Origin of the sequence: Maribellus sediminis (assembly GCF_011799805.1) — a bacterium.
Lineage (GTDB): Bacteria > Bacteroidota > Bacteroidia > Bacteroidales > Prolixibacteraceae > Draconibacterium > Draconibacterium sediminis_A.
The window spans coordinates 52,932-76,250 of record NZ_WXUB01000004.1 but is presented as its reverse complement, the minus strand read 5'-3'; the positions used below and the strand labels follow the sequence as shown (position 1 = coordinate 76,250).

General features: G+C 41.2%; 16 protein-coding genes. 13 read left to right on the top strand and 3 right to left on the bottom strand.

Features of this window, described 5'->3' with window-relative positions; genetic code table 11:
* Positions 1–80: 80 nt before the first annotated feature.
* Together HFD85_RS15345 and HFD85_RS15340 are read right to left on the bottom strand one after the other, a co-directional pair.
* Positions 81–716, bottom strand: a complete 636-nt coding sequence (locus HFD85_RS15345) for a 3-keto-disaccharide hydrolase (protein WP_167611760.1) — start codon at positions 714–716, stop codon at positions 81–83.
* Positions 717–1,172: 456 nt separating this feature from the next.
* Positions 1,173–3,590 (bottom strand): ABC transporter permease, encoded by a 2,418-nt coding sequence (locus HFD85_RS15340; RefSeq protein WP_167611758.1) that lies wholly within the window; start codon positions 3,588–3,590, stop codon positions 1,173–1,175.
* A gap of 138 nt (positions 3,591–3,728) precedes the next feature.
* Between HFD85_RS15340 and HFD85_RS15335 the strand changes: the two genes are divergently transcribed.
* Positions 3,729–4,112 (top strand): VOC family protein, encoded by a 384-nt coding sequence (locus tag HFD85_RS15335; protein WP_167611756.1) that lies wholly within the window; start codon positions 3,729–3,731, stop codon positions 4,110–4,112.
* A gap of 1,027 nt (positions 4,113–5,139) precedes the next feature.
* On the opposite strand, the gene HFD85_RS15330 is transcribed toward HFD85_RS15335, so the two are convergent.
* The gene (locus tag HFD85_RS15330; RefSeq protein WP_167611755.1) at positions 5,140–5,772 is read right to left on the bottom strand and encodes a histidine phosphatase family protein; all 633 of its coding nucleotides are present in this window, start codon (positions 5,770–5,772) and stop codon (positions 5,140–5,142) included.
* A gap of 354 nt (positions 5,773–6,126) precedes the next feature.
* Between HFD85_RS15330 and HFD85_RS15325 the strand changes: the two genes are divergently transcribed.
* The 12 genes from HFD85_RS15325 to HFD85_RS15270 all read left to right on the top strand — a co-directional run bounded on the left by HFD85_RS15325 (position 6,127) and on the right by HFD85_RS15270 (position 23,018).
* Positions 6,127–6,546, top strand: coding sequence for a hypothetical protein (locus HFD85_RS15325; protein WP_167611753.1), 420 nt, complete (start codon positions 6,127–6,129; stop codon positions 6,544–6,546).
* Positions 6,547–6,828: 282 nt separating this feature from the next.
* Positions 6,829–9,024: a zinc metalloprotease gene (locus tag HFD85_RS15320; protein WP_167611751.1), complete on the top strand. Its 2,196-nt coding sequence runs from the start codon at positions 6,829–6,831 to the stop codon at positions 9,022–9,024.
* A 473-nt stretch (positions 9,025–9,497) separates the two neighbouring features.
* The gene (locus HFD85_RS15315; RefSeq protein WP_167611749.1) at positions 9,498–10,154 is read left to right on the top strand and encodes a hypothetical protein; all 657 of its coding nucleotides are present in this window, start codon (positions 9,498–9,500) and stop codon (positions 10,152–10,154) included.
* A 123-nt stretch (positions 10,155–10,277) separates the two neighbouring features.
* Positions 10,278–12,173 carry a tetratricopeptide repeat protein gene (locus tag HFD85_RS15310; protein WP_167611747.1) on the top strand — a complete coding sequence of 632 codons (1,896 nt, stop codon included), beginning with the start codon at positions 10,278–10,280 and terminating at the stop codon, positions 12,171–12,173.
* A 242-nt stretch (positions 12,174–12,415) separates the two neighbouring features.
* Positions 12,416–13,876, top strand: a complete 1,461-nt coding sequence (locus HFD85_RS15305; RefSeq protein WP_167611744.1) for a DUF4832 domain-containing protein — start codon at positions 12,416–12,418, stop codon at positions 13,874–13,876.
* A 208-nt stretch (positions 13,877–14,084) separates the two neighbouring features.
* Positions 14,085–14,486 carry a hypothetical protein gene (locus tag HFD85_RS15300; protein WP_167611741.1) on the top strand — a complete coding sequence of 134 codons (402 nt, stop codon included), beginning with the start codon at positions 14,085–14,087 and terminating at the stop codon, positions 14,484–14,486.
* A 598-nt stretch (positions 14,487–15,084) separates the two neighbouring features.
* Positions 15,085–16,410: a WG repeat-containing protein gene (locus tag HFD85_RS15295; RefSeq protein WP_167611738.1), complete on the top strand. Its 1,326-nt coding sequence runs from the start codon at positions 15,085–15,087 to the stop codon at positions 16,408–16,410.
* A 74-nt stretch (positions 16,411–16,484) separates the two neighbouring features.
* Positions 16,485–17,294, top strand: coding sequence for a CPBP family intramembrane glutamic endopeptidase (locus HFD85_RS15290; RefSeq protein WP_167611735.1), 810 nt, complete (start codon positions 16,485–16,487; stop codon positions 17,292–17,294).
* Positions 17,295–17,679: 385 nt separating this feature from the next.
* A complete protein-coding gene (locus HFD85_RS15285; RefSeq protein WP_167611733.1) occupies positions 17,680–18,885 on the top strand; it encodes a DUF4185 domain-containing protein in 1,206 nt (401 codons plus the stop codon).
* Positions 18,886–19,261: 376 nt separating this feature from the next.
* Positions 19,262–20,272, top strand: coding sequence for an aldo/keto reductase (locus HFD85_RS15280; protein ID WP_167611730.1), 1,011 nt, complete (start codon positions 19,262–19,264; stop codon positions 20,270–20,272).
* Positions 20,273–20,386: 114 nt separating this feature from the next.
* Positions 20,387–21,271, top strand: coding sequence for a TraB/GumN family protein (locus HFD85_RS15275; RefSeq protein WP_167611727.1), 885 nt, complete (start codon positions 20,387–20,389; stop codon positions 21,269–21,271).
* Positions 21,272–21,578: 307 nt separating this feature from the next.
* Positions 21,579–23,018: a type 1 periplasmic-binding domain-containing protein gene (locus tag HFD85_RS15270; RefSeq protein WP_167611725.1), complete on the top strand. Its 1,440-nt coding sequence runs from the start codon at positions 21,579–21,581 to the stop codon at positions 23,016–23,018.
* Positions 23,019–23,319 lie beyond the last annotated feature (301 nt).

The following is a 23,319-nucleotide window of genomic DNA, read 5'->3' as shown; positions in this document are numbered from 1 at the left end:
AAATTTCGCAAAACTATAAAAATTGTCGCGGTTTTGAGGCTAAATCAGCTCATTATTCCCCAACGTTAAATCAAGTAAAACTACAAAGGCTCAATATAAAAATTGCGGAACTGTATTTTTGAACCTTCAGCCTGTAAACCGATACCACCTTTTGTTGTTGAACAATCGGTGGCTACATTCTGCAGCAAACCGTTTACATACAATTCTATGGTAGTTCCATTGCAAACAATGTCGTAACTGTTCCATTCGCCGGCGGGTGTTTCATTGGTCGGGTGCATTTTCGCGATCAGCGGTTTATCGTTCGCCGTTGAGGTATAAACCGTATCGTTCAAAGTCGCACTTTGTCCAACGCCGTGTACAATAAAATCACCTGCATTCTGGTATTTCAGCTGCCCCTGGTAATGACTTATCCAAATCATATCCGGAGTGTTTACATGCAGCATAATGCCGCTGTTTACCGGTTCTTCGGGATAGCGCCACTCCACATGCAATTTGTAATTGCTATATTCCTTTTTGGTTCTTGCGTAACCCAGCGGCACGCCCGGCGTTTCAATCATTCCGTCTTTCACATAAAAGAAATCTTCAGGCTGAATTGAATTATCTTCGGGATAAATCACCCAGTTATCGAGATCTTTTCCATTAAACAGGTATTCCTTTTTATCACCACAGGCTGCCAGAATGCCTAGCAAAATTAAAGCAAATAGAAGTTTCTTCATCGGTACAGAATTAGCATTTATGATGCGAAGAAGCCCAAAATCAGCTTTTCACGTGTTCATGTTGAACTGTAAATTTAAGCTATTCAGCTGAAGATATGATGTCGGAACGATAGAATTATCGCAACATATAATTTTTTTAGATGTATTACCGTCTTACTCCACAAACACTTACAGTCATTACAATATTAAATACATTTTGAATATTTGAAGTGCTGTTTCATTATCGTCCGGAACATCCGTTGAGCTTCGATCGGCTTCCTTCGCCGGACGACGTAGATCGTGTTATTTCAACCCGGGGCGCCGTAATTCGTTGAATTACTTTGCCCCGGGCTAAAATACGACGCACTTTCAGTGCTTATCTGTTGTTTCAAAAAAATCTATAAACAGACTTTACCGTTTAATAGGGCTGAAAATCAACAGAAAGGATCAATCACAAGAATGACAACTAAAGCTTCCCTATTCGTACCGCAGCGTGTTCGCAGGGTTGATCCGTAAGGACTTCAGCGTTTTGTAACTTATGGTCAGCAGTGCAATCATAATGGCAATTACAAATCCGATAAAAAATTCGAATACCTGCAAATGAATCCGGTAGTAATAATTGTGCAGCCAGTTTCTGGCAATAAAGAATATAAGCGGCCAGGCAATCAGAGTCGCTACGCAAACCAAAATGATTATTTCTTTCGAAATGATGTAAAAAATGTTGATCCCCGTAGCGCCAAGTGCCTTCCGAACGCCCACTTCCTTGGTACGTTGCTCGATGGTGAACGAAGTAAGTCCAAACAATCCTAGCGCCGCGATAAAAATTCCCAGAATAGCAAACACCACTGCCAGTTTTGCATTTTGTTGCTCGGCCTTGTACATGTGCCCGAAATCATCGCTCATAAAAAAGTACTGCAAGGGATTATTGGAGGCAAAACGTTTCCAGATATTTTCGATTTGAGTAACCGATTGTGCCGAAGCTCCCGAATTAAATTTCACAGTTACATAGCCCCAGTAATTGTTCTGTTTAAAACGCATCATGTACGGATTAATCCGGCTGTGCAGCGATTGAAAATGAAAGTCGCTGCAAACCCCTACAATTGGCATATGTACCCTGTCTTCCGCGTCATCCATTGTAATAAACCGGGTCTGGCTAAAATCTTCGATACCAAATTCTTCGATTGTTTTTTGGTTCACAAAACAAGCCTGCTGGTCGGAACCGTAAGAGCGGTCGAAGAAACGTCCGTCGGTAACTTTGATATTGTAAGTTTTCAGAAAATCATAATCTACCCAGGCAGTTTGCAACAGAAAAGTCTCCCCGTCGCGGCCTTCGAGCATGTAACCGTTGTTGTTATTGTTGTGTCCGGGCACAGCAGTTGAGGCTGAAACACTCTCCACTTCCGGCAGTTTCAACACCTCTTCTTTAAAGGTATTTACTTGGTCTCCTATCGAACCGGCCTGTTCAATTACCAGCAAACGGTCTTTGTCAAAACCAAGGTCTTTGTTCAGCATAAAAGTAAGCTGGCGGTACATAATGATGGTTCCAATAATCAGCACAATCGAAATCAGAAACTGAACCGAAACCAGGATGCTTCTGAGTTTTCCGTTTTTCACCCCATCCCTTATCTTTCCTTTTAATACCGTTGTTGGATTAAACGACGAAAGGTAAAAAGCGGGATAAGTACCCGCCAGAATACCAACAACAATGGCAAAAAGAATCAGCAAAGGCAGCGTGTAAAAATTGCTAAAGAGATGGAAGCTGACTTTTGTATCGAGCAGGTTATTGAAGAAAGGCAAAGCAAGAAAAACCATGAGCACTGCAAGAATTAGAGCGATGAACGAGATCAGCACCGAGTCGCTCAGGAATTGTGTGATCAACATGCCTTTTGATGAACCACTTACTTTTTTGATCCCGATTTCTTTGGCGCGTTTGGTGGCCTGTGCCGTCGACAGGTTCATAAAATTGATGGAGGCAATTACGATGATCAGTATGGCGATACTTCCGAAAATAATCAGGTATTTAGGATCGGTAGCGGGTTTCACTTCACTTTCAACCGACGGATCGAGATGAATTTTTGTAAGCGGTTGCAGGTGAAAATTGTACCTGTTTCCCTGGCTGATAAAATCGCTGATCGAAATTCCAAACAATTCCTGGACCCGCGGTCCGATATACTTTTCAACCATTCCCGGAAATTTAGCTTCCAAAGCATCAGGCGATGTGTTGGGTTTTAACAACAGATAAGTTGAAAAGCTGTTATTCAGCCATTCCTGATCGTTTGCCCGCTGGTTGGTTACAAACGAAGTCAGGATGTCGGCGTTAAAATGCGACTCTTCCGGAAAATCGGCCATCACTCCGGTAATCCGGTACGGTTCCTGTCGGGTATTCACGCGCAACATTTTATCAACGGGATCCTGGTCGCCAAAAATAATCTGAGCCATCGATTCCGATAAAACCATCGTGTTGGGTTCGTTCAGCAATGTTTTCACATTTCCTTTCAGCAACGGGATCGAAAAGAGCTCTAAAAACGATGAATCGATTTCGGCAAAATCCTTCACCGTAAATACGCGGTCGCCATCCTTTACAATGGTTTCGCCATACGTGTTCATTCTACAAAATTTTTCAACCTCCGGAAAATCAACAGCCATTGTTGGCCCGATTATCGCAGCAGTATAAGCAGAATTTATCTCCTGCTCCCCTATTTTACCATCGAGCGTCAGCCGGTAGATCCGGTCCTTGTTCAGGTTATACTGATCGAAACTCAACTGGTGAAGAATAAACAGTGCGATAATTAAACTGCAGGCAATGCCCACCGAAAGGCCAAATATGTTGATAGCGACATAAGCTTTCTGCTTTTTCAGGGCACGTAAACTGTGTTTCAGTAAGTTCTTAATCATGATTCAAACGATTTAATCAGGCTGAATAAAAATGCGAACACCTGTAAGACGCAGAATTCTCTCTGAAGTTACATTGGTGTTTGAGAACCTTATTCAACGAAAGTGTGTTATGCTTTCAGTCACCAAAAACTTACAAAAATGAAAAACAATGCAGTTGGCTGGTTTGAAATTCCGGTAAATAACATGGAGCGGGCCATGAATTTTTACGAGACCGTTCTCGATTTGAAAATGCAAAGAAACCAGATGGGGCCGCTTGATATGGCCTGGTTCCCGTGGCAGGAAGACGGACTGGGTTCGCCCGGATCGCTGGTTTACCACGAAGAATACTACAAGCCGTCGGCCGATGGTGTTTTGATTTACCTCACTGCTCATTCCGGCGACCTTGCTAACGAACTGGCCCGTGTTGAAGCGGCAGGCGGAACAGTGTTGCAGCCCAAAACCAAAATATCGGATGAATACGGTTTTATGGCCCTCATCCTCGACACGGAGGGCAATCGCGTGGCGCTGCATTCGAGGCAGTAATCTTTTGAATTCCTAAATACACCCTTGACACGAATATTTCCCTGCTGCCCCTCGTTTGTAACGTGGGGCCGGTAACTCGTCGTTTGTAACGACAATTTTAAAAATTTAGATACAGAGTTAATTACTAATTGCAAGCAGATTTTGTCGATGCAATCGACAGATTATTTATCCCTCGTTGTAAACGAGGGATAGTTCGGAAACTCGTAGCTCATAGCTTGAAGCTAAAAGCTATTTCCCCCGCTGCCCCTCGTTTGTAACGTGGGGCCGGTAACTCGTCGTTTGTAACGACAATTTTCAAAATTTAGATGCAGAGTTAATTACTAATTGTAAGCAGATTTTGTCGATGCAATCGACAGATTATTTATCCCTCGTTGTAAACGAGGGATAGTTCGGAAACTCGTAGCTCATAGCTTGAAGCTAAAAGCTATTTCCCCCACTGCCCCCCGTTTGTAACGTGGGGCCGGTAACTCGTCGTTTGTAACGACAATTTTCAAAACATAGATAAAGAGTTAATTACTTTATTGTAAGAAGATTTTGTCGATGCAATCGACAGATTAATTATCCCTCGTTTACAACGAGGGATAGTTCGGAAACTCGTAGCTCATAGCTTGAAGCTAAAAGCTATTTCCCCCGCGGCCCCTCGTTTGTAACGTATGGCCGGTAACTCGTCGTTTGTAACGACAATTATCAAAATATAGATAAAGAGTTAATTACTAATTTTAAAAAGATTTTGTCGATGCAATCGATAGATTATTTATCCCTCGTTTACAACGAGGGATAGTTCGGAAACTCATAGCTCTTAGCTCATAGCTTGAAGCTAAAAGCTATTTCCCCCACTGCCCCTCGTTTGTAACGTGGGGCCGGTAACTCGTCGTTTGCAACGACAATTATCAAAATATAGATAAAGAGTTAATACTAATTGTAAGAAGATTTTGTCGATGCAATCGACAGATTATTTATCCCTCGTTGTAAACGAGGGATAGTTCGGAAACTCGTGGCTCGCAGCTCAAAGCTCGCAGCTATTTCCCTACAACTCATTCAACACATTCAGCGAAACCAGGTGTTCAATTACACCCCACTCTTTTAAAAACCAGTGGTCGTCGCCGATGTAAAACGAACTGATGGACGAATTATTGATTGAAAATACCCGCGGATCATCCAGCTTTAAACCGAAGGTTTTGTACATCATCATTTCAAGTACGAGGCCATGCGCAACAATCAGTACTTTCTTGTTTTCAAATTTACGTGCAATGGTTTCTATTTCGGTGGTTACACGCTTAAAAAGCTGTTCGATGCTTTCGCCGCCGGGAAATGCAAATTTCGGATCGCGGGCTTTGTAGCGGCTGTATTCATCGGGGTAACGCGCCTTCATTTCCTCAAAGTTCAAACCTTCTACTTTGCCAAACGAGCGTTCGCGTAAATTCGAGTTGTATTCGTGCGACAAATGCAATTTTGCATTGATAATTCGTGCGGTTTGCGCAGCCCGTTCCAAATCGCTGCTGATCAGTACATCGAACTCGCGTTTAGCCAGTGCCTCAGCCACCAGCCCTGCCTGTATGATACCGTTTTCGCTCAATTGGCTGTTACTGTGCCCCTGTATGCGTTTTTCCGCGTTCCAAATGGTTTCTCCGTGTCGGATAATGGTTATCTCGGTCGCCATGCTTTTTCAAATTTGCTGCGAAGATGAGGTATTTTTTGGCAGCAATAAAAAATTGGATGTGAAAAATATGTTATGGTTTTTTACCCCTGTTTCCCCTAAAGGGGACTAAAACCACATATTTCGGCAATTTTTGAAGATATAAAACTATTATTTCAAGCAAGGAGTCAGAAGTCGGAAGTTGGGAGAAAAACAAAAAATTCTCCGTGCTTCCAGCTTCCCGCTTTTTTTCCTCCTCCCGCTTCTCTCTGCCTCCTTGTGTTTAAGTCAGTTATTTTGTAAATTGTTATACCCTATTACAAAAGATGATAAGCATTTCCCGGAGCCAATCGTTAAATCAATCTGAAACTCAGGAATATGACCGTGACGCTACAAACCATTCTTCAGAAAGTTCTTGTTTTAACACTATTACCCCTCTTAACAATTGGTTATGAAGAACATCGATTAATGCATACAACCAACAATTTTCAAACTGACATGACTACACTAAGCATTGATTTCCAGGACGGATTTGATAAGGACAGCATTCTTTGCACAGTAAATGAGCTTACAGTTTTCAATAAAAAAGCTGTTACAACTTCAAAATTAACTGGTCTGGCCGATTCAATAAATATTGAAGTTGAAAAAGGAAAAGCACACCTCGAGATTACGATTGTGAACAGGAATCTGTCGAAATTAATTAAGCTGAATATCACTGAGGAATCCTACATTGGAATTTCCCTGGCAGGTGATTCAATCAGCTATATCCGGTCAGCAGAACCGTTTGGTTACGGTTAATACGATCCTTTATGTAAACTATAAACCCTAATTGGAATAATGTAAAACGTCTCTTTAATGCTTTCACTCGCTAAATAGAGTGACAACGTTCTTTCACTTTTTAAAACCATATAAAACAGAAATAACACCGCAAGGTTAGTTCTGAAAAACGATCTATGCGCTCATTGTTTGCTGTTCAGATAGCACACATTAATTTGACATTCCGATAGCTTTCTATCCTTGTCATCTATTCCCGCGACTTCATTCTGTAAGTCAAAATTTTTAATCCAAAAAAATGCAATTATGAGTAGGAAAGTAAAACCAACCAAAAATCAAGACTTTCAAACTGCACTCACCAATCCGGCAGCCGATTATACGCTGGTACCGCAAAAAGAGCTTCTCAAGTATCCAACCGACTGGTGGCAATGTTTAAGATTCGGGCCTGTAAGCGGGCGTTACGAAGGAGAGATGACAGCTCCTGATGTAGGAAAATACCTCCTCGATCTGAGGGTCGACATCGACGTACGACATGCGAACTCTCCGGTGATGAATCGTGTTAGCGGCGACTTGTACCAGATGTACAATTACACCTGGGGAACCTATAAATACAAGTGGCGCGTTTACAAAGAATCCTGGATTATCGATAATCCCACCGTGAAGTGGTCGAATTGTTCAGTGAAAATTACGGGCAACCTGCGATTCTGGACTGGATTCCATCTCATTACAAGTGCAGAAATTGTCATTCCATGGTCGGGAGGAACAATTGGACCAGCTACAGTAAAAATTTCCTCCATTTTTTCATCTGCAAGTTCGGTGTATTCCTGCACGAAAAAATCGAATGCATTTCGCGAAGTTAAACTCGAAGTCGATATCTGTTCTTCAGTGAACACAGCTCCAATCTTACCCGAGTACGACACCGACGATCACAACAACCGTCCGGTGGATCTGCCACAGCGCGTGCTTACTATCGAGGAAAGCTACCAGGAAGCCGGGATCGACATGACCATCAACCCGAGTCACTCAATTATCGACGACAGCGACTCGCAGTTTACTACCTGGTCGCCGGCCGAACTCCACGACGCCATGGAGCAATATTTCAGTCAGTACGCCGGTACCTGGCCCAAATGGCACATGTGGTGTTTGCTGGCCGGAACCTTCCAGTCGTCGTCGGTTGGCGGAATAATGTTTGATGCAGCGGCTGCCTATGGCGGAGCGGGCGATGCTCCCGACCGGCAGGGATGTGCTGTGTTCAGAAATCACTCGTGGTTTAACAGCCTGGTTCAAAATCCAAGCACACAAACCCAGGCCGCCGCAATGCGAAAATACCTCTACACCTATGTTCATGAAATCGGACATGCCTTTAACTTTTTGCATTCGTGGGATAAAAGCCGTCCGGATGCGCTCTCGTGGATGAATTACGACTGGAAGTATGATAACCGAAACGGTTCGGGTACGTTCTGGGGCAATTTCAGGATGCGTTTCGACGACGAGGAACTGATCCACATGCGGCACGGAAACCGGGCTTCGGTGATCATGGGTGCCGATCCGTGGGCTTCAGGCGGGCACATGGAAGAGCCGGGTAATGCCATGTCGAATATTATTGGCGATGCACCTGTTGAATTCAGCGTTAAATCAAAAGGTTATTACCAGTTTATGGAACCCGTTTCCATCGAACTGCGGGTAAAGAACATATCCGAACTGCCTTTGAATCTCGACACGCAACTTCATCCCGAATTTGGTGGCGTTGTCATCTATATTCAGCGGCCCGACGGAAAGATCCTTCAGTACGCCCCTGTGCTGTGCAAAATAGCAACACCTGAGCTTAAGGTTTTGCAGCCACTGGCCGTTAGCCTTGAAGGAAACGACCGCCACAGTCAGAATGTATTTCTGAGCTTTGGTTCCGACGGATTTTATTTCAACGAACCGGGCGAATATGCTATCCGGGCGGTTTACCAGGGCGACGGAAGCATGCTCATCCCTTCGAACCTGCATCGTATAACCATCGGCCGGCCATTTTCGAGGGAAGAAGAGAAAACAGCGCAGGACTTTTTTAATAACAGCACCGGAATGGCCCTGTATTTAAACGGTTCGGCTTCACCGTTCCTTAAATCGGCAATGGATACTTTGGAAGAAGTGGCAAATAAATATGAGAAAAGTCCGCTTGGGGCACAAGTTTCACTGGTACTGGCCAAGAATCTCAGCGCTCCGTTCTACCGGATTGATGAAAAAACAAAGAAAATGGTGAAAACAAGTGATGCCAAACCGGCGGAAGCTTTAAGTTTTACCGAGAAATCGCTGAATTATCAGAAAAGCGAATCCTCGACCTTCCAGAACATCGAATACCACGACTTACGGAAAGTGCGAACCGATTTACTGGTTAGTATGGGTAAAACAGCCGAAGCTAAAAACGAGGTAAAAGAACTCGTTAGCGATCTTAAAAAACGCGGTGTAAATCAACCCGTATTAGATACTATCAAAGCATATACAAAAGGATTGTAAACTTTAATTCACTCACAAACACCGTCCCGGAACAAGCTTCTGGGGCGGTGTTTTATTTTTCATTTCCCGGGAATTACAAAATACAACTGCAGCAGGAATAATTCCCCTCCTCCCCGAGGAGGGGTGGCTCCGATCCGTCAGCTGACGGACGGGGACGGGGTGGTGAACCATGCTCCCAAACACTACCGAAATATAGCTCTCCAAAAAAATGTACTGTTAAACAGCCCAACAAACAATTTTCTGATTATCTTCGGGGTAAACTAAAAATCAAACCTTTGCTAATAAAAATACTCCCTCCCTGCAAAATCCGAAAACCTGGTTTATTCCCCCAAATTGGGTGTATAACCCAAAGTGATAATAAGGAAATAACCCAAAGTTTTGGGTTCCACATACGTTAGCAAACATTTTAAAAGAAGATACGCAACCAAATAGAATGATTAATAATCTATGTTACACACCTTTAATTAATTCACATGAAAAAAGTCGTAATTCTGATGATTTTCGCAACTACACTTCTATTTTCTTGTAAAAAGGATAATGAAGACATAGGTTTTGATAATGCGATTTGTAAACAAGAACACTTCTATTACACATTCGAGGAAAAATATTACATCGATAGTTCATTGAGAAATGACTATTTACTCATCGGATTTAAAACAACTAACACGGACGAAGAAATTAATGAATTTCTAAATACTCAAGCATATTTCAAAAATGAGAATATTTCTGAAAGAGTTGATTCAAATTACAAATTGATTATTAGAAAATTTGAAACATCAAAAGCATGCTTTGAAATTGATGAAATAATTGATGAATTACAGACATACAATATTGTATCCTTTGCAACGCACACATATGATGGTGTCGCTTGTATAGGATTTAATTGTACCGAATTAATGAGTTATGGTAATGAACTTCTTGTCAAACTTAATGACGATTCAGATATTGACGAATTATATGAACTTGTAAATAATACTAACACGTGGATAGAAGAAGAGAAAAATAGTTACACGGTAATTGGAGTTGATAAGAATTCGCAAGGAAATGCTTTGCAAATGGCAAATTACTTTTATGAAACTGGAATATTTCATTACACGCAACCTAATTTCCATTACTTTGACATTGAATAAAAAACGTTTGCTAACACAGTACATATTGCAGGGCGGGGTTTGGTGGTACGCCAACTGCGGATTCTCGTTTCGCAGTTCCATGTCCTTCGGACAGGAACGCTCTCCGAAATCCGCCCCGACAACATGTACCAACCGTTAGCTGCAACTCTAAAAAAGACCCGTACAACTAATAATGAATTGAAAGATTTTAAACAAAATACTGAAGAACTAATCTTAGAAATTAGCGAGAAGATTAAAAAACGCGAGACTGCAATTTTTTGTGGTGCTGGGATTTCTTATAATTCAGGACTTCCTTTAGTTAATGACTTAATAAAATATGTTCTAAATTCATTCGATGTTGAAGATGCAGATTCAAACAAAATCTTGAATTCAGACCTCCCCTTTGAAAGTTTCATTCAAACTCTCGCTGATGAAGTAAACATTGAAAAAATCTTAGACATTTTTGCAAAAGGAAGTCCAAATATCAATCATAAACTAATTGCAGGGTTGATTCAAAAAGGGTTAGTAAAAACAATCTTGACTACAAACTTCGATACTCTAATTGAAAAATCATTAAATATTTTAGGTTTAATTAAAGGAGTAAACTTTCAGGTATATTCATCAGAGAATGAATTTGAGAAAATAGATTGGGAAAGTGACACTATAAAAATTATTAAAATCCACGGCTGTGTTTCAGATAAAGAAAAGATGGCAATAACCATGGAGTTAGTTGCTAAAGGAACAAACATTCAAAATAAAAACAATGTTGTTTCATCATTCTTTTCAAATACTGTAAATCCAAGCATTCTCGTATTAGGCTATAGCTGTTCCGACTTGTTTGATATTTCACCGCAAATTGAATCAATTAGCAATGATATGAGTCAAATCTTCTTTTTAGAACATGTTGTTTCGGATTCAGAGCCCTATGTTGAAGATATTTCAATTAAATCAAATAAAAATCCATTTAAGAAATTTATCGGGCAACGATTATATATGAATGCAGATAAATTAATTAAGAACTTATGGGATTTAATATTGGTAAATAACTATGAATATTCATCTTCAAACATATCATGGAAATTAAATATTGACACATGGTTGGAAGAAGCTATTAAATATTCTTTGGGTATAAAAAATCAAATTTCTGCTCGATTGTTTTATGATATTGGGGAATATGAAATTGCGATAAAAAGATGGGAACAAGGGTTAAGTATTGCACAAAGTGAAAACAACCAATTATTTTTTTACAGTCAACTTGGTAATCTTGGAATGGCTTTCAACGCTCTTGGAAAATATACAGATGCTAAACGGTGTTTAGAAGAATCGTCTAAAGCTTGTCGAGATATTGAATTCTTGCAAGGAGAAACTGCTCAATTGCAAGCATTAGGAAACATCTATCGAAACCTTGGAGATTTTGATTCTGCAATAAAAGTATACAATAGAGCTGTCTTTCTTGCTGGCCAAGAAGATGTCGGCAGCCTTTGTAATTCCTTAGGAAACTTAGCTTCTATTTTTACGCAAAAGGAACAACCTGATGAAGCAATCAAAGTATTAGAGCAAGGATTGATATTAGCAAAAGAAATTGGAGATAAGCAATCAGAGGGAAGTATGTTGTGTAGTATCGGAGTAGCTTATTCTCAAAAGGGAAATAATCCTAAAGCTATCCAATGCATCCAGGAAAGCATAAACATAACCAAGCAAATTGGCGACAGACAGGGAGAATGTATGGCATTTCTGAACCTATCTAATGTTAACCTTCGAAGCGAAGAATATGACAGTTGTATTCATAATGCAACTATATCACTTAGAATCGCACAATCTTTTAATCTAAAACAAAGTGTTGGTAGTGCTTATTACAATATCGGAGGTGCATATTTTTTTAAAGGTGATGCAAAATCCGCAATTCCCAATATAAAAAAAGCAATTTCAGTTTATGCAGAGATATATGGAAATGAACACAGACATACTCTATCTGCAATAAAACTGTTGACTAATTCAGAAATATACCTTAAAAGATATGGAGACAAAGTGCTAAAATGATAAAAAACAAAAAAGAGCAGCAGCTAACACAGTACATATTGCAGGGCGGGGTTCGGTGGTACGCCAACTGCGGATTCCCGTTTCGCAGTTCCGTGTCCTTCGGACAGGAACGCTCTCCGAAATCCGCACTCCACTTACATAAACCGTTGTATATGAATGGAACTTGTTTAGATTTAAACGATGAAGCATTTTCAGGTAAAGGAAGAAAGCGAGAGCGCACACTTTGCAGGTAATTAAACAACATGAATAGAAGAACATTTATCAGGAGAACAGGAGTAAGTACTGCCGGATTATCCATGTTATCATTTACAGGATTTCCGGCTGTTTATAAAAACGGCCTTATTTCCGTCGTTCCTGAGGATAATGGCAAAGCCTTAATAAATCCGGATATGGGTTGGACCATGCACTACTATTCCAACATTATTACCAATTACGGTTCCAGGCTGGAACCTTCGGATACCCTGGACGATTTCCCCGGGCTCTCCACCGTTTACCTTCGTGTACCCTGGTCGTTTATTGAAACAGAAGAAGGAAAATTCAACTGGGAATTACTGGACACTCCGGCCCAGCGCTGGATCTCGAAAGGCAAAAGAGTAGCTTTTAGGGTTTCAGCCGAAGAAAGCTGGATGAGGTATGCCACCCCCAAATGGGTGAAAGATGCGGGTGCTGAAGGAATTGACCTAAACGACAATAAAGACGGGACATGGGAACCTAAATTCGACGATCCGGTATTTCTTGAAAAAGTGGAAAACTTTGTAAAAGCAATGGCTGAGCGTTATGACGACAAATCCTATGTTGACTTTGTTGACGTGGGGCATTTCGGCATGTGGGGCGAAGGTCACACGGTTATGAGCGGAATAGAATATTCGTTTGAAGTTAAGAAATGGCACATTGATGTTTATCTAAAGTATTTTAAAAACACATTGCTGTGCATCAGCGACGATTTTGCCGGCCACGACAAACCGGGAGATCACTTCCCCATTTCGGATTATGCTTTTTCCAAAGGGGTTACCCTGCGCGATGACAGTATTATGGTTCAGCCGGCCCCACGAAACTGGTATCATTCGGAAATGGCGCAACAGTTTTGGCCAACATTACCCGTTATTTTAGAGCACGAACACTACGGTAATGCAATAAAACGCGGCTCGTGGGATAAAGATTTGTTTTTAAAATCGGTGGAAGACTATCATGCGAGTTACATGTCTATTCATTGGTGGCCGAGAATTCTTTTAAATGAGAACAAAGATGTGATAGACAAAATAAACCTCAGAATGGGTTATCGTCTTCAACTCGTTGAAGCATCGTGGCCGGAAGAGGTAAAAGCTGGAGAAGCATTTGAATTTAAATCGGAATGGAAAAATGCGGGTGTAGCACCTTGTTACAAAGGAGGATTTTTGTGCCTTACCATTAAAGACGGCAAGGAAGGAATTGTTGCAGTTTTGGTGAATGATGAATTTGATTTCAAGGAACTGGAAACGGGAGAACCGGGAAAGAGCAAATCAAAAACCATCGCTTCAATGTTTACAATTGCCCCAGTTTTTAAAGACGCGGACCGGGAGTTTTCAAGAACTATTCAGACAGGAGATTTTCAAGTGTTTATTTCCATTGGCTCACGTGATGGCACACCAATTTATGAATTACCCTACGACAATAACGACGGAAACAATCGGTACAAAATCGGGAACATAACCCTGAACAAATAACATTTTAACTAACAATAATTTTAATTATCGAGAATAAGAATAATTTTATACCACATTTTGGATAAGTAACGGCCGGGGAAGTGCTAAACATCAATGTTTGTAGCCCCAGTAAGCACCGGTTTATAAGCGGTGCTTCGGTTGAAACAACCGACAACCGGAAAATCATTAAGAAAAACACTTAAAATCATACATCTTTAAAAACTATCAAATGGACCAAAAACAATCTTTTAATCTGAATGCCGACTTTTTAGGGGGCTTTACAGCAATTTTTATGAAACTGGTTTTTGTTATTGTAGCTGTTTACCTGCTTGTAATGGTAATGAATTTTCTGCGCGACAAATTCATTAATACAGAAGTCACCACAAAAAAAGACGACATTTCCGATTTACTGATCATCTTAAACAAAGTATTCTTTATCTCCGGTTTTGGATTTATAATCGCCAATATTTTTCAGGTTTTACTGTCTCAGGCCAGCCGGGGCCACAGTGGTATGCCGTCGATGAATTTCATAGGCGAATGGGAATACCTGACATTTGGAATTATCATCATCTTCGTAGGTATTGGATTTAAGGTGGCGAATGAACTGTTAAAAAAGAACCAAAACGAATAAGTGCTATCATTACTACCCCTCGTTTGTAACGACAATTAGAAACACATCAATCTTCTGAAAGAATTCTTTACTTCATGGAAATAATTCTTGTCGATGCAATCGACAAACTATACGCCCCTCGTTGCAAACGAGGGGCAGTGGAGTGGAGATTATTTATTCAACCACCTCCCCCTGATTTCGCAAAGCTACATCAGGGTACTCCTCCTTTACAAGGAGGAGAAAGTTCGCATTTCAAAACTTTTTTGAACTAAAGAATATAACCGTAGCAAGAAAATTTCCCCTCCTCATTGAGGAGGGGTCCGGCTTTAGCCGGGGGGTGGTGAGTATATTTAGCTACTCCTGTTTGCAAACGAAGGGTAGCGGACAAGCACTTACGGGCATTGGAAGTCGTGCAGAAAGTGAATATGAAGTCCGGCTTTTCTAAAAAATGTACTGTTAAACAGCTCTTCCAATCCTTTTCTGATTATCTTCGGCGTAATCTATCAATCTGATGTCAACTAATGAAAATATTCCCACGTAACAGTCCTCGTCCTGCAGACGAACAACTACATAAGCAACTTACAATTTTCCACCAGACTTAAAATAAAGATCGCAGACTATGAAAAAATTATTCTTAATCGCATTTATAATCCTTCTGATTACCAACTATTCCAACTCTCAGACAGCAGGATACGACAGCATTGGAAAATTCGGAACGCATGGAATTTCATGGGCGTTGGTTCAAAAGGACAACAAATTCGGGTTCATTAACTCCCAGGGAGAAGTTATCGTTCCCGTAGAATACGACAACATCGGAAAATTTGGAACCCACGGAATCGCTTGGGCGTTGGTGCAAAAGGACAATAAATGTGGGTTCATTAATTCCCAGGGAGAAGTTATCGTTCCGGTTGAGTACGACAACATCGGGAAATTTGGCACCCATGGAATCGCATGGGCGTTGGTGCAAAAGGACAATAAATGTGGGTTCATTAATTCCCAGGGAGAAGTTATCGTTCCCGTTGAGTACGACAACATCGGGAAATTTGGCACCCATGGAATCGCTTGGGCGTTGGTGCAAAAGGACAATAAATGTGGTTTTATTAATTCCCAGGGAGAAGTTATCGTTCCCGTTGAGTACGACAACATTGGAAAATTCGGAACCCATGGAATCGCATGGGCGCTGGTTCAAAAAGACAAAAAATTTGGCTTCATTAATTCGCAGGGAGAAGTGACTGTGCAGCCTGAATACGACAACATCGGGAAATTTGGCCCCCATGGAATCGCATGGGCGTTGGTTCAAAAGAATGATAAATTCGGTTTTATCAATTCCCAGGGAGAAGCAACCGTTCCGGCGGAATACGACAACATCGGGAAATTCGGTACGCACGGGATCTCCTGGGCGTTGGTTCAAAAGAATGATAAATTCGGTTTTATCAATTCCCAGGGAGAAGTGACTGTGCAGCCTGAATACGACAACATCGGGAAATTCGGAACCCACGGGATTTCCTGGGCACTGGTTCAAAAAGACAAAAAATTTGGCTTCATTAATTCGCAGGGAGAAGTGACTGTACAGCCGGAATACGACAACATCGGAAAATTTGGAACCCACGGAATCGCATGGGCACTGGTTCAAAAGAATGATAAATTCGGTTTTATTAATTCCCAGGGAGAAGTTACCGTTCCCGTAGAATACGACAACATCGGGAAATTCGGAACCCACGGGATTTCCTGGGCACTGGTTCAAAAAGACAAAAAATTTGGCTTCATTAATTCGCAGGGAGAAATGACTGTGCAGCCTGAATACGACAGCATCGGAAAATTTGGTGCTAATGGAATCGCATGGGCTTTGGTTCAAAAGAATAATAAATATGGATTCATCAATTCTCAGGGAGAAGTTGTTGTTCCGGTTGAAAATGACGATCCGGATAAAATAAACGTTGAATAATTTGAGGTCAAAGTTTTGTAACGATACAATAAAAACGTCAGCCGCATCACGCTCTACTGAAAATTAATTTTACCATGAGAATTGGCAAATCCTTTCTGTTTACCTTCCTGCTTCTGCTTATAAACGCAGCCCTGATCCTGCTTTTTTCATTCCCGGGAAAATTATTGAAATCATATCCCGACTTAAGTCGGATTTATGAAGGCGGGATAACAACATTGTGCTATTTATTGTCGTATGTTTTGATGTTCTATTTTGTATTTAAATGGAAACCTGATCTAAAAAGCAGGTTCAAAATTCCGGGCCGGATAAACGGGAGCATCCTGTTTTTTACGCTTCTGATTATGCTGGGGCTGCGCTTAGTACAAAAACCCATATCCGAAATACTGGTTATCTTTGATTTTCTGCCACAATACACACCGGGGAAGCATGGCCCCAAACTGGAAAGCAGTACCTATGATTTTCTGATCATCAACGGGTTTATTACATCGGTTTTAATTGCTCCCCTTGGGGAAGAATTATTTTTTCGGAAATATGTGTTTAAAAAATTACTGGAAAAACATTCTTTTGCCGTAGCCACTCTCGTTTCGAGCCTGTGCTTTATGCTTATTCATATTCCCAAATGGACGAACCTGCTGCCTACCTTTATTTTTGGGATAGTGGCCTGTTATATCTACCATTATACCAAGCGTTTGATTTACCCGGTTTTTCTGCACCTGTCGGGTAACCTGCTTGTTTTTTTAATGGGGCTTTATGGCAGCCCGGTCAGCAACTGGTACCGGGAAAATGCGTTTAACGGAACTTACTGGCTGCTGGTAGTTGCCGGCTTTGGTATAGGCCTGTTCGGATTGCTAAGTATTCGAAAAGCAGCACACAACATTGTTTGATCCCCCGTAGGCGCGTCACGATAATTACCGGAACATACCAACGGTGTCTGTCGTTGGAGCGGAGATCGCTTCGGTGTCCTTCCGTCAGCTGACGGAGGGAAAGGTGAAGCAATCTAATTCTTACCTGCCCCCGCCGGCGCAGATTTGTAATCCGTGCCCGTGACATCCTCCCCTCCCTCTTGTTTGCAACGAGTGGGACGCAACATGTCGTTTCTAACGACAAATAACAGGATGAATGTTCGTAAAAATGATTGATTTTAAAGACACTGTGTCGATACAATCGACAAATCAGTAACCCCTCGTTGCAAACGAGGAGTAGTTGAGTAGTTGAAGTGCTATGGAAACATTATATTTACTCCAATCGTAAGCCACATAAAAACTCAAAATGATGATACCGCGAATGCTGCGTTGCTCCGTTTTATTGTTTTTGATTCTAGCCGTTACTTCCTGCGTTCACACACCACCGCTCTATGTGAATTTAAGCCAGCACAATCCCATTATCGACGATTACAAGGCGCTAACCAATGCCGGTCTGGCGCAACGTTGTTGTCCCGAATTTCCGTTAAAGGACGGCTGGCTGGGTGGCGACGGCGATGTTTCGGTCCCGCTCGATGCCACCACTACCCTCTTTCTGTTTAGCGACTCATATGTAGGTCAGCAAAATCAAACCAAACGTAATGTTCCGGGCACAAAAATAATTGCCAATACGGTGGCCATCCAATCCTGTAAATGGGAGGATGAATCGGAGATCAACTACTTCTGGAACCGGATGTACACCTCCAATCCACGGCCTGTATTCGAGCCGAAAAAGCACGGTAACAAATTCTGGGTGAACGATGCCTTTTTACTCGAGGGGAAGCTGTATGTACTGCTCGAGGAGATCGGCGAAAAAGAAAATGCCGCACCCGACGATGTTTTCAATTTCACGCAGGTGGGCTATACAATGGCTAAAATCGATAATCCCTATGATACACCGTTAACCTGGAACATCGATTACCTTCCGCTACCGGGTTTTCAGCACCCGCAAACCGGGATTAGCTGCCTGACACGGCATAAAGAATACGTCTATTTTTTCATCAACAATAACGACCGGGTACAGCAGCTGGTGCGCAAAGCAGTGACTGATTTTGAGGACATGGACCACGGATTTGAATACTTTGCCCGCGACCGCAGCTGGCAGTCCGGAATTGAAACCGCGGATATGGATACACTTTTTACGGGTTTCCGATGTACAACGGTAAAATACCACAGCGCCGTAAAAAAGTGGGTAATGATCAAGGATATTCAATTCAAAACAAACGAAATTAAAATGCGCTGTTCCCCTGAACTCACCGGTCCGTGGTCGGAAGAGCGCGTAGTGTACACCATTCCTGAAACAACACCGGGTAACGAGCATTACCACGAAAATAACTTCTGCTACCTGCCCAGGGAGTGTACACAAAACTACAATTCCAAATCGTGTGAAATGGTAATGACTTACGATGTCAATAATTTTGACCTGTCGTATGTGATCAACCACGAACTTATTTACACCCCTCGTGTGATAACGATTTATCTGCCGGTGGAAGAATCTGGCGGCCCGGAGGAATGAATGGCTATAGCTTTATTAAAACAATCGTTTAATTACCACGCATTCACGCCGGGCTTCGCTACAGCACCGTGACATTGGACTTTAGTCCGCATAAACCTTTTTCGCTTGTACCTTTGCAACAAGCAAAGCATCAATCTTCAAAACAGAATTCTTCAATGTAATGGCTTTATTGCCGATGCAACCGACGAATCCTTACCCCTTCGCGAAATAATCGGGACAGGCTTTTGCAAAAGAGAGATAACAGAAAAGTTTGTATTTCAAAACTCTTTTGAATAACACCCAAATTACCGGAACCATTTGTAGCTCGTTTTGTTAATTTCGATAAAACATAACAACATTACGACCATAACAGATTTTCACAACCAAAACATACATTATGAAATACAATTTATTGGGAAACACAGGATTATACGTATCGGAACTTTGTTTGGGTACGATGACTTTTGGTGGCCGCGGGATGTGGACAGCCATAGGCACACTGCCCCAGGACCAGGTGAACAGCCTGGTAAAACAATCGATCGAAGGCGGAATAAACTTTATCGACACCGCGAACATTTACAGTGAAGGATTGAGTGAGCAAATGACGGGGCAGGCCATCCGCGATCTGGGACTGAAACGCGACGACCTGGTGATTGCCACTAAAGTACGCGGACAAATGGGAAAAGGCCCCAACGAGGTGGGGCTGAGCAAAAAGCACATTCTACAGCAAGCCGACGAAAGTCTCGCACGCCTGAACATGGATTACATTGATTTGTATCAGATTCATGGTTTCGATAAACTTACTCCACTTGAAGAAACGCTTGAAGCGCTCGACATGCTGGTAAAAAGTGGCAAAGTAAGGTACATCGGGTGCAGCAACCTGGCTGCCTGGCAACTGATGAAAGCGCTGGGCATTTCGGCACAGCAGCACCTGAGCAAATTTGTTTCGCTGCAAGCCTATTACACCATCGCAGGCCGCGATCTCGAACGCGAACTGATTCCCCTGCTGCTCGATCAGAAAGTGGGATTGATGGTATGGAGTCCGCTAGCCGGAGGTCTGTTAAGTGGCAAGTATAGCCGCGATGCGGAAACAAAGGAAGGCCGCAGGGTGAATTTTGACTTCCCGCCTGTGAACAAGGAAAAAGCCTTTGACATTATCGATGTGATGCGAAAAATTGCCGATGGCAAAGGCGTTACCGTGGCTCAAATCGCGTTGGCGTGGCTCTTGCATCAGCCCGCGGTTTCATCGGTTATTATTGGCGCCAACAAACCCGAACAGCTAGCCGACAACCTGGATTCGGTAAATGTTAAACTCGATGCCGCCGAACTTAAGGAACTGGATGTGGTAAGTAAATTGGCTCCTGAATATCCGGGTTGGATGATCGAACGCCAGGGCAGCGGTAGGTAATTGTTAAAAACATATGTTTCTGCCATTTAAAACAAGGGATAGCAGTGACCATGTATAACTCCAAAAATTGCAAAATAAAGGGAATACCCGTATTTTGACCGTAAATAATACGCAATGGTTAAAACCATATTCACAGTACTGCTTATCCCGCTTTTTTGTATTTCGCTATTTGCCAATAAGAGCGTTACCCGCGATTCATTAAATACCAATACGGTATTGTTTAAGGTAACGCATTCCGACAGCAAACATGTCTCTTATCTTTTTGGCACCCACCATGCCTTGGGGAAGCCATTTTTCGATGCGCTGAAGCCTGCAAATGAAGCACTGTTATCGTGTGACCTGCTGATAAAAGAAAATCTGAATATTCCCGGACATCTGGCAAAAGACATCATCAACCAAAGAACCACAACTACAAAATGGGAAAAGTACCTCGATAAAGAGGAACAACAGTTTGTACTGAATCTTTTTGCGTCGGGCAGCCTTGAGTTTGACAAAATGACTCCGGCCGAATTGTATGCTTTTTTGAGCAGGCATTACAAAGAAGAGGTTTGTGTGGAAAAGGATCCTGAAGCCACCTACTTTTCATTGGATGACTACATTGGAGCTGTTGCAGAGAAAAATCATTTAGAGCTTTTCGGTCTTGAAACCAGTGAGGAACAAATTTACCTGATTAATGAGGATGTTAAGGGAATGCCACGGAAAGTTCATGAACGAAGGCTTTCGGCAATGATCGCCCGTTTGGAATCCGGCTCAAAGGATCTTTGTGCTGAAATTGACTGGTACCGAAGTATGCAGTTCGACTTTAAACTGGATCAGCCATGCGCAAATCAGCTCGTATTAAGCGACCGAAACGACAAGTGGATGGAACAAATAGAGGAACGCTTAAAAACCAATAACTGCTTTATTGTTGTTGGTTTGAGTCACCTGATGTTTGAATGTGGCTTGCTCAATCAGATAAAAAAACTGGGCTACCACATTGAAGCTGTGCCGGTAAAATAAAAAGGCCCGTGCTTGCCCGATTGATTTGCTTGATTTATAAACATGTACATAAAATGAGACCAAAGAGGCGAATTACTAAAATACAGGGCTTGCTTATGTCTATGCTATTTCGTACCTTTTTGTCTCATTTTCTTATTATTAAATATAAAGTATCTATAATAATGTATGTCAAAACTCTCTTGTAAATATTAAAATTACAACTGATGATCTCATTTACATAAAGACTGGATTATTTGCTTATTTACTAATGAACCTTTAGGTGTATTCTATAAATTATCATACACGCATACAAACATTTTAACAAGAAATGAAAGATATCCTTGAGCATTTACCGGAGATAATAAAAGCAGCTTCCTCCGACCCATTGTCGATGATAGCATTCTTTATTGTTGTTATTTCATTATTGGCTTACACCTTTTTTAATAATGAAAATATAAAAGTTAAGATCTCAGTCTTCATTGCAATTACGCTTGGCTTAGGATATATGATTTATGCATTCCTAAATTTTTACAAACAAATGGATAATAATGTTGATATACAAAAACCAACTGTTATTTACAGTGACGAGTCCCCAAAAATTATTGGTATCTATCCCAAAGATATTTTTGGCCTAAATCAAAAAGAAGGATTGGTTAAATCGCTAGATAATAATAAAATTGGCATTGATCTGATTCATATGGATTTTCTGTCATATAATGAGATGAAATCAGAAAAGTTTAACGGCTTGCTGGACTCTTTGAAAACACTTCTCCTTAATGAAAACATCATAGCAATTGCGGGTCCACCTATTACTGAATGTGCCGACGATGCACTTAAAGTCATTGAAGAAACCAAATCTAAAGTACCCGTTTTCAACACTAGTGCGGCACCCCAAAGTTTTTTGAAATGGAATGAATACAATAAGAAAATCAACCTTTACAGAATTGGAACGGGAACAGATGATCGAGCTAGGTCAATGGCGGAGTTTCTCAAAAGGCATACTAATGATATTAAGAAAACTGCCTTATTAGTTGAAACGAATCATAGCAGATTAAAAACCTACGGAGAGATCTTTCTCGATGAAATGATCAAGGCATCTCCCGAGTTAGTATCATTCACAGAATCAGGCTTAATAAAGGTATTCTATTTTGACCGATCAAATATTGATGAGTATGATTCGCTGTTTAATTCTATCAAATATGATTATAACTCTATATTTCTATTTGGTGTAGGTGAGCCATATAGTCACACTATTGATAAGTATTACAAAGGTTCATTTAGCGAAGACAGTCTGGCTATGTTTGGTGGATATATGTTCGGTTATGCCTTAAATGATGAGTTAAATAAATCAAAATCAGATATAATAAATGAAAGGATTTTTGAGATCACAGATTTGAATCTTGGACGATCGGAAGGTATTGACGCCCCCATGCAGGTAAACAAATTCAGATCTGAATTTGGTGGTTTTCATCCAGGATTGAGAGATGAGGCTTCTTATTATGACATTGGACTATGTATGATACAAGCACTTGCTATTTTGAGAGATAGCTTAAATGCTTCACCTTCGAAAAATATAAAGTTCAATGAAGAAACTTTAAATTATTTGAACAAAATTCTTAAACAGAATACATTTAATGGTATCTCTAACGAAATCAGATTTGATGCTCGAGGTATTAATTCGAAAAGCATTCTAAAAACAGCAGTATACGATTCCATTAATAATAAATGGAAGAGTATGCATAGAGATTCAATTATGAATTTAAGATGAATTAGCGACTCGAAAAAATGAACTGGAAAAATTCAAATTTACCCAAATAACCATAAGAGTAGCATCTTCCATCCACTCATATGTCGATCGCAGTCAATGCAATTCTTGCCTTCTTGGTGTATTTTGAAACATGTACAACTTTTGGGCCTCCCAGTAAGTCTTTTTGTGTCCCTGTTAAACATTTGAGCCTCCCAGTGCCGCGGAAGGGGCAACTTTCCAAAGGAACCCGGAGATTGTCAGATTTTTTCAAACCATATACCAAATTACCTTATTCATCCGTCACGACAGAAAGTCAACCGCT

What these genes read in the sequence shown, in the direction of transcription:
- HFD85_RS15290 (WP_167611735.1), top strand. Translation starts at nt 16,485, where the DNA reads ATGAGAATTGGCAAATCCTTTCTGTTTACCTTCCTGCTTCTGCTTATA.
- HFD85_RS15285 (WP_167611733.1), top strand. Translation starts at nt 17,680, where the DNA reads ATGATGATACCGCGAATGCTGCGTTGCTCCGTTTTATTGTTTTTGATT.
- HFD85_RS15325 (WP_167611753.1), top strand. Translation starts at nt 6,127, where the DNA reads ATGACCGTGACGCTACAAACCATTCTTCAGAAAGTTCTTGTTTTAACA.
- HFD85_RS15315 (WP_167611749.1), top strand. Translation starts at nt 9,498, where the DNA reads ATGAAAAAAGTCGTAATTCTGATGATTTTCGCAACTACACTTCTATTT.
- HFD85_RS15330 (WP_167611755.1), bottom strand. Translation starts at nt 5,772, where the DNA reads ATGGCGACCGAGATAACCATTATCCGACACGGAGAAACCATTTGGAAC.
- HFD85_RS15280 (WP_167611730.1), top strand. Translation starts at nt 19,262, where the DNA reads ATGAAATACAATTTATTGGGAAACACAGGATTATACGTATCGGAACTT.
- HFD85_RS15300 (WP_167611741.1), top strand. Translation starts at nt 14,085, where the DNA reads ATGGACCAAAAACAATCTTTTAATCTGAATGCCGACTTTTTAGGGGGC.
- HFD85_RS15270 (WP_167611725.1), top strand. Translation starts at nt 21,579, where the DNA reads ATGAAAGATATCCTTGAGCATTTACCGGAGATAATAAAAGCAGCTTCC.
- HFD85_RS15310 (WP_167611747.1), top strand. Translation starts at nt 10,278, where the DNA reads ATGTACCAACCGTTAGCTGCAACTCTAAAAAAGACCCGTACAACTAAT.
- HFD85_RS15305 (WP_167611744.1), top strand. Translation starts at nt 12,416, where the DNA reads ATGAATAGAAGAACATTTATCAGGAGAACAGGAGTAAGTACTGCCGGA.
- HFD85_RS15320 (WP_167611751.1), top strand. Translation starts at nt 6,829, where the DNA reads ATGAGTAGGAAAGTAAAACCAACCAAAAATCAAGACTTTCAAACTGCA.
- HFD85_RS15345 (WP_167611760.1), bottom strand. Translation starts at nt 716, where the DNA reads ATGAAGAAACTTCTATTTGCTTTAATTTTGCTAGGCATTCTGGCAGCC.
- HFD85_RS15340 (WP_167611758.1), bottom strand. Translation starts at nt 3,590, where the DNA reads ATGATTAAGAACTTACTGAAACACAGTTTACGTGCCCTGAAAAAGCAG.
- HFD85_RS15275 (WP_167611727.1), top strand. Translation starts at nt 20,387, where the DNA reads ATGGTTAAAACCATATTCACAGTACTGCTTATCCCGCTTTTTTGTATT.
- HFD85_RS15335 (WP_167611756.1), top strand. Translation starts at nt 3,729, where the DNA reads ATGAAAAACAATGCAGTTGGCTGGTTTGAAATTCCGGTAAATAACATG.
- HFD85_RS15295 (WP_167611738.1), top strand. Translation starts at nt 15,085, where the DNA reads ATGAAAAAATTATTCTTAATCGCATTTATAATCCTTCTGATTACCAAC.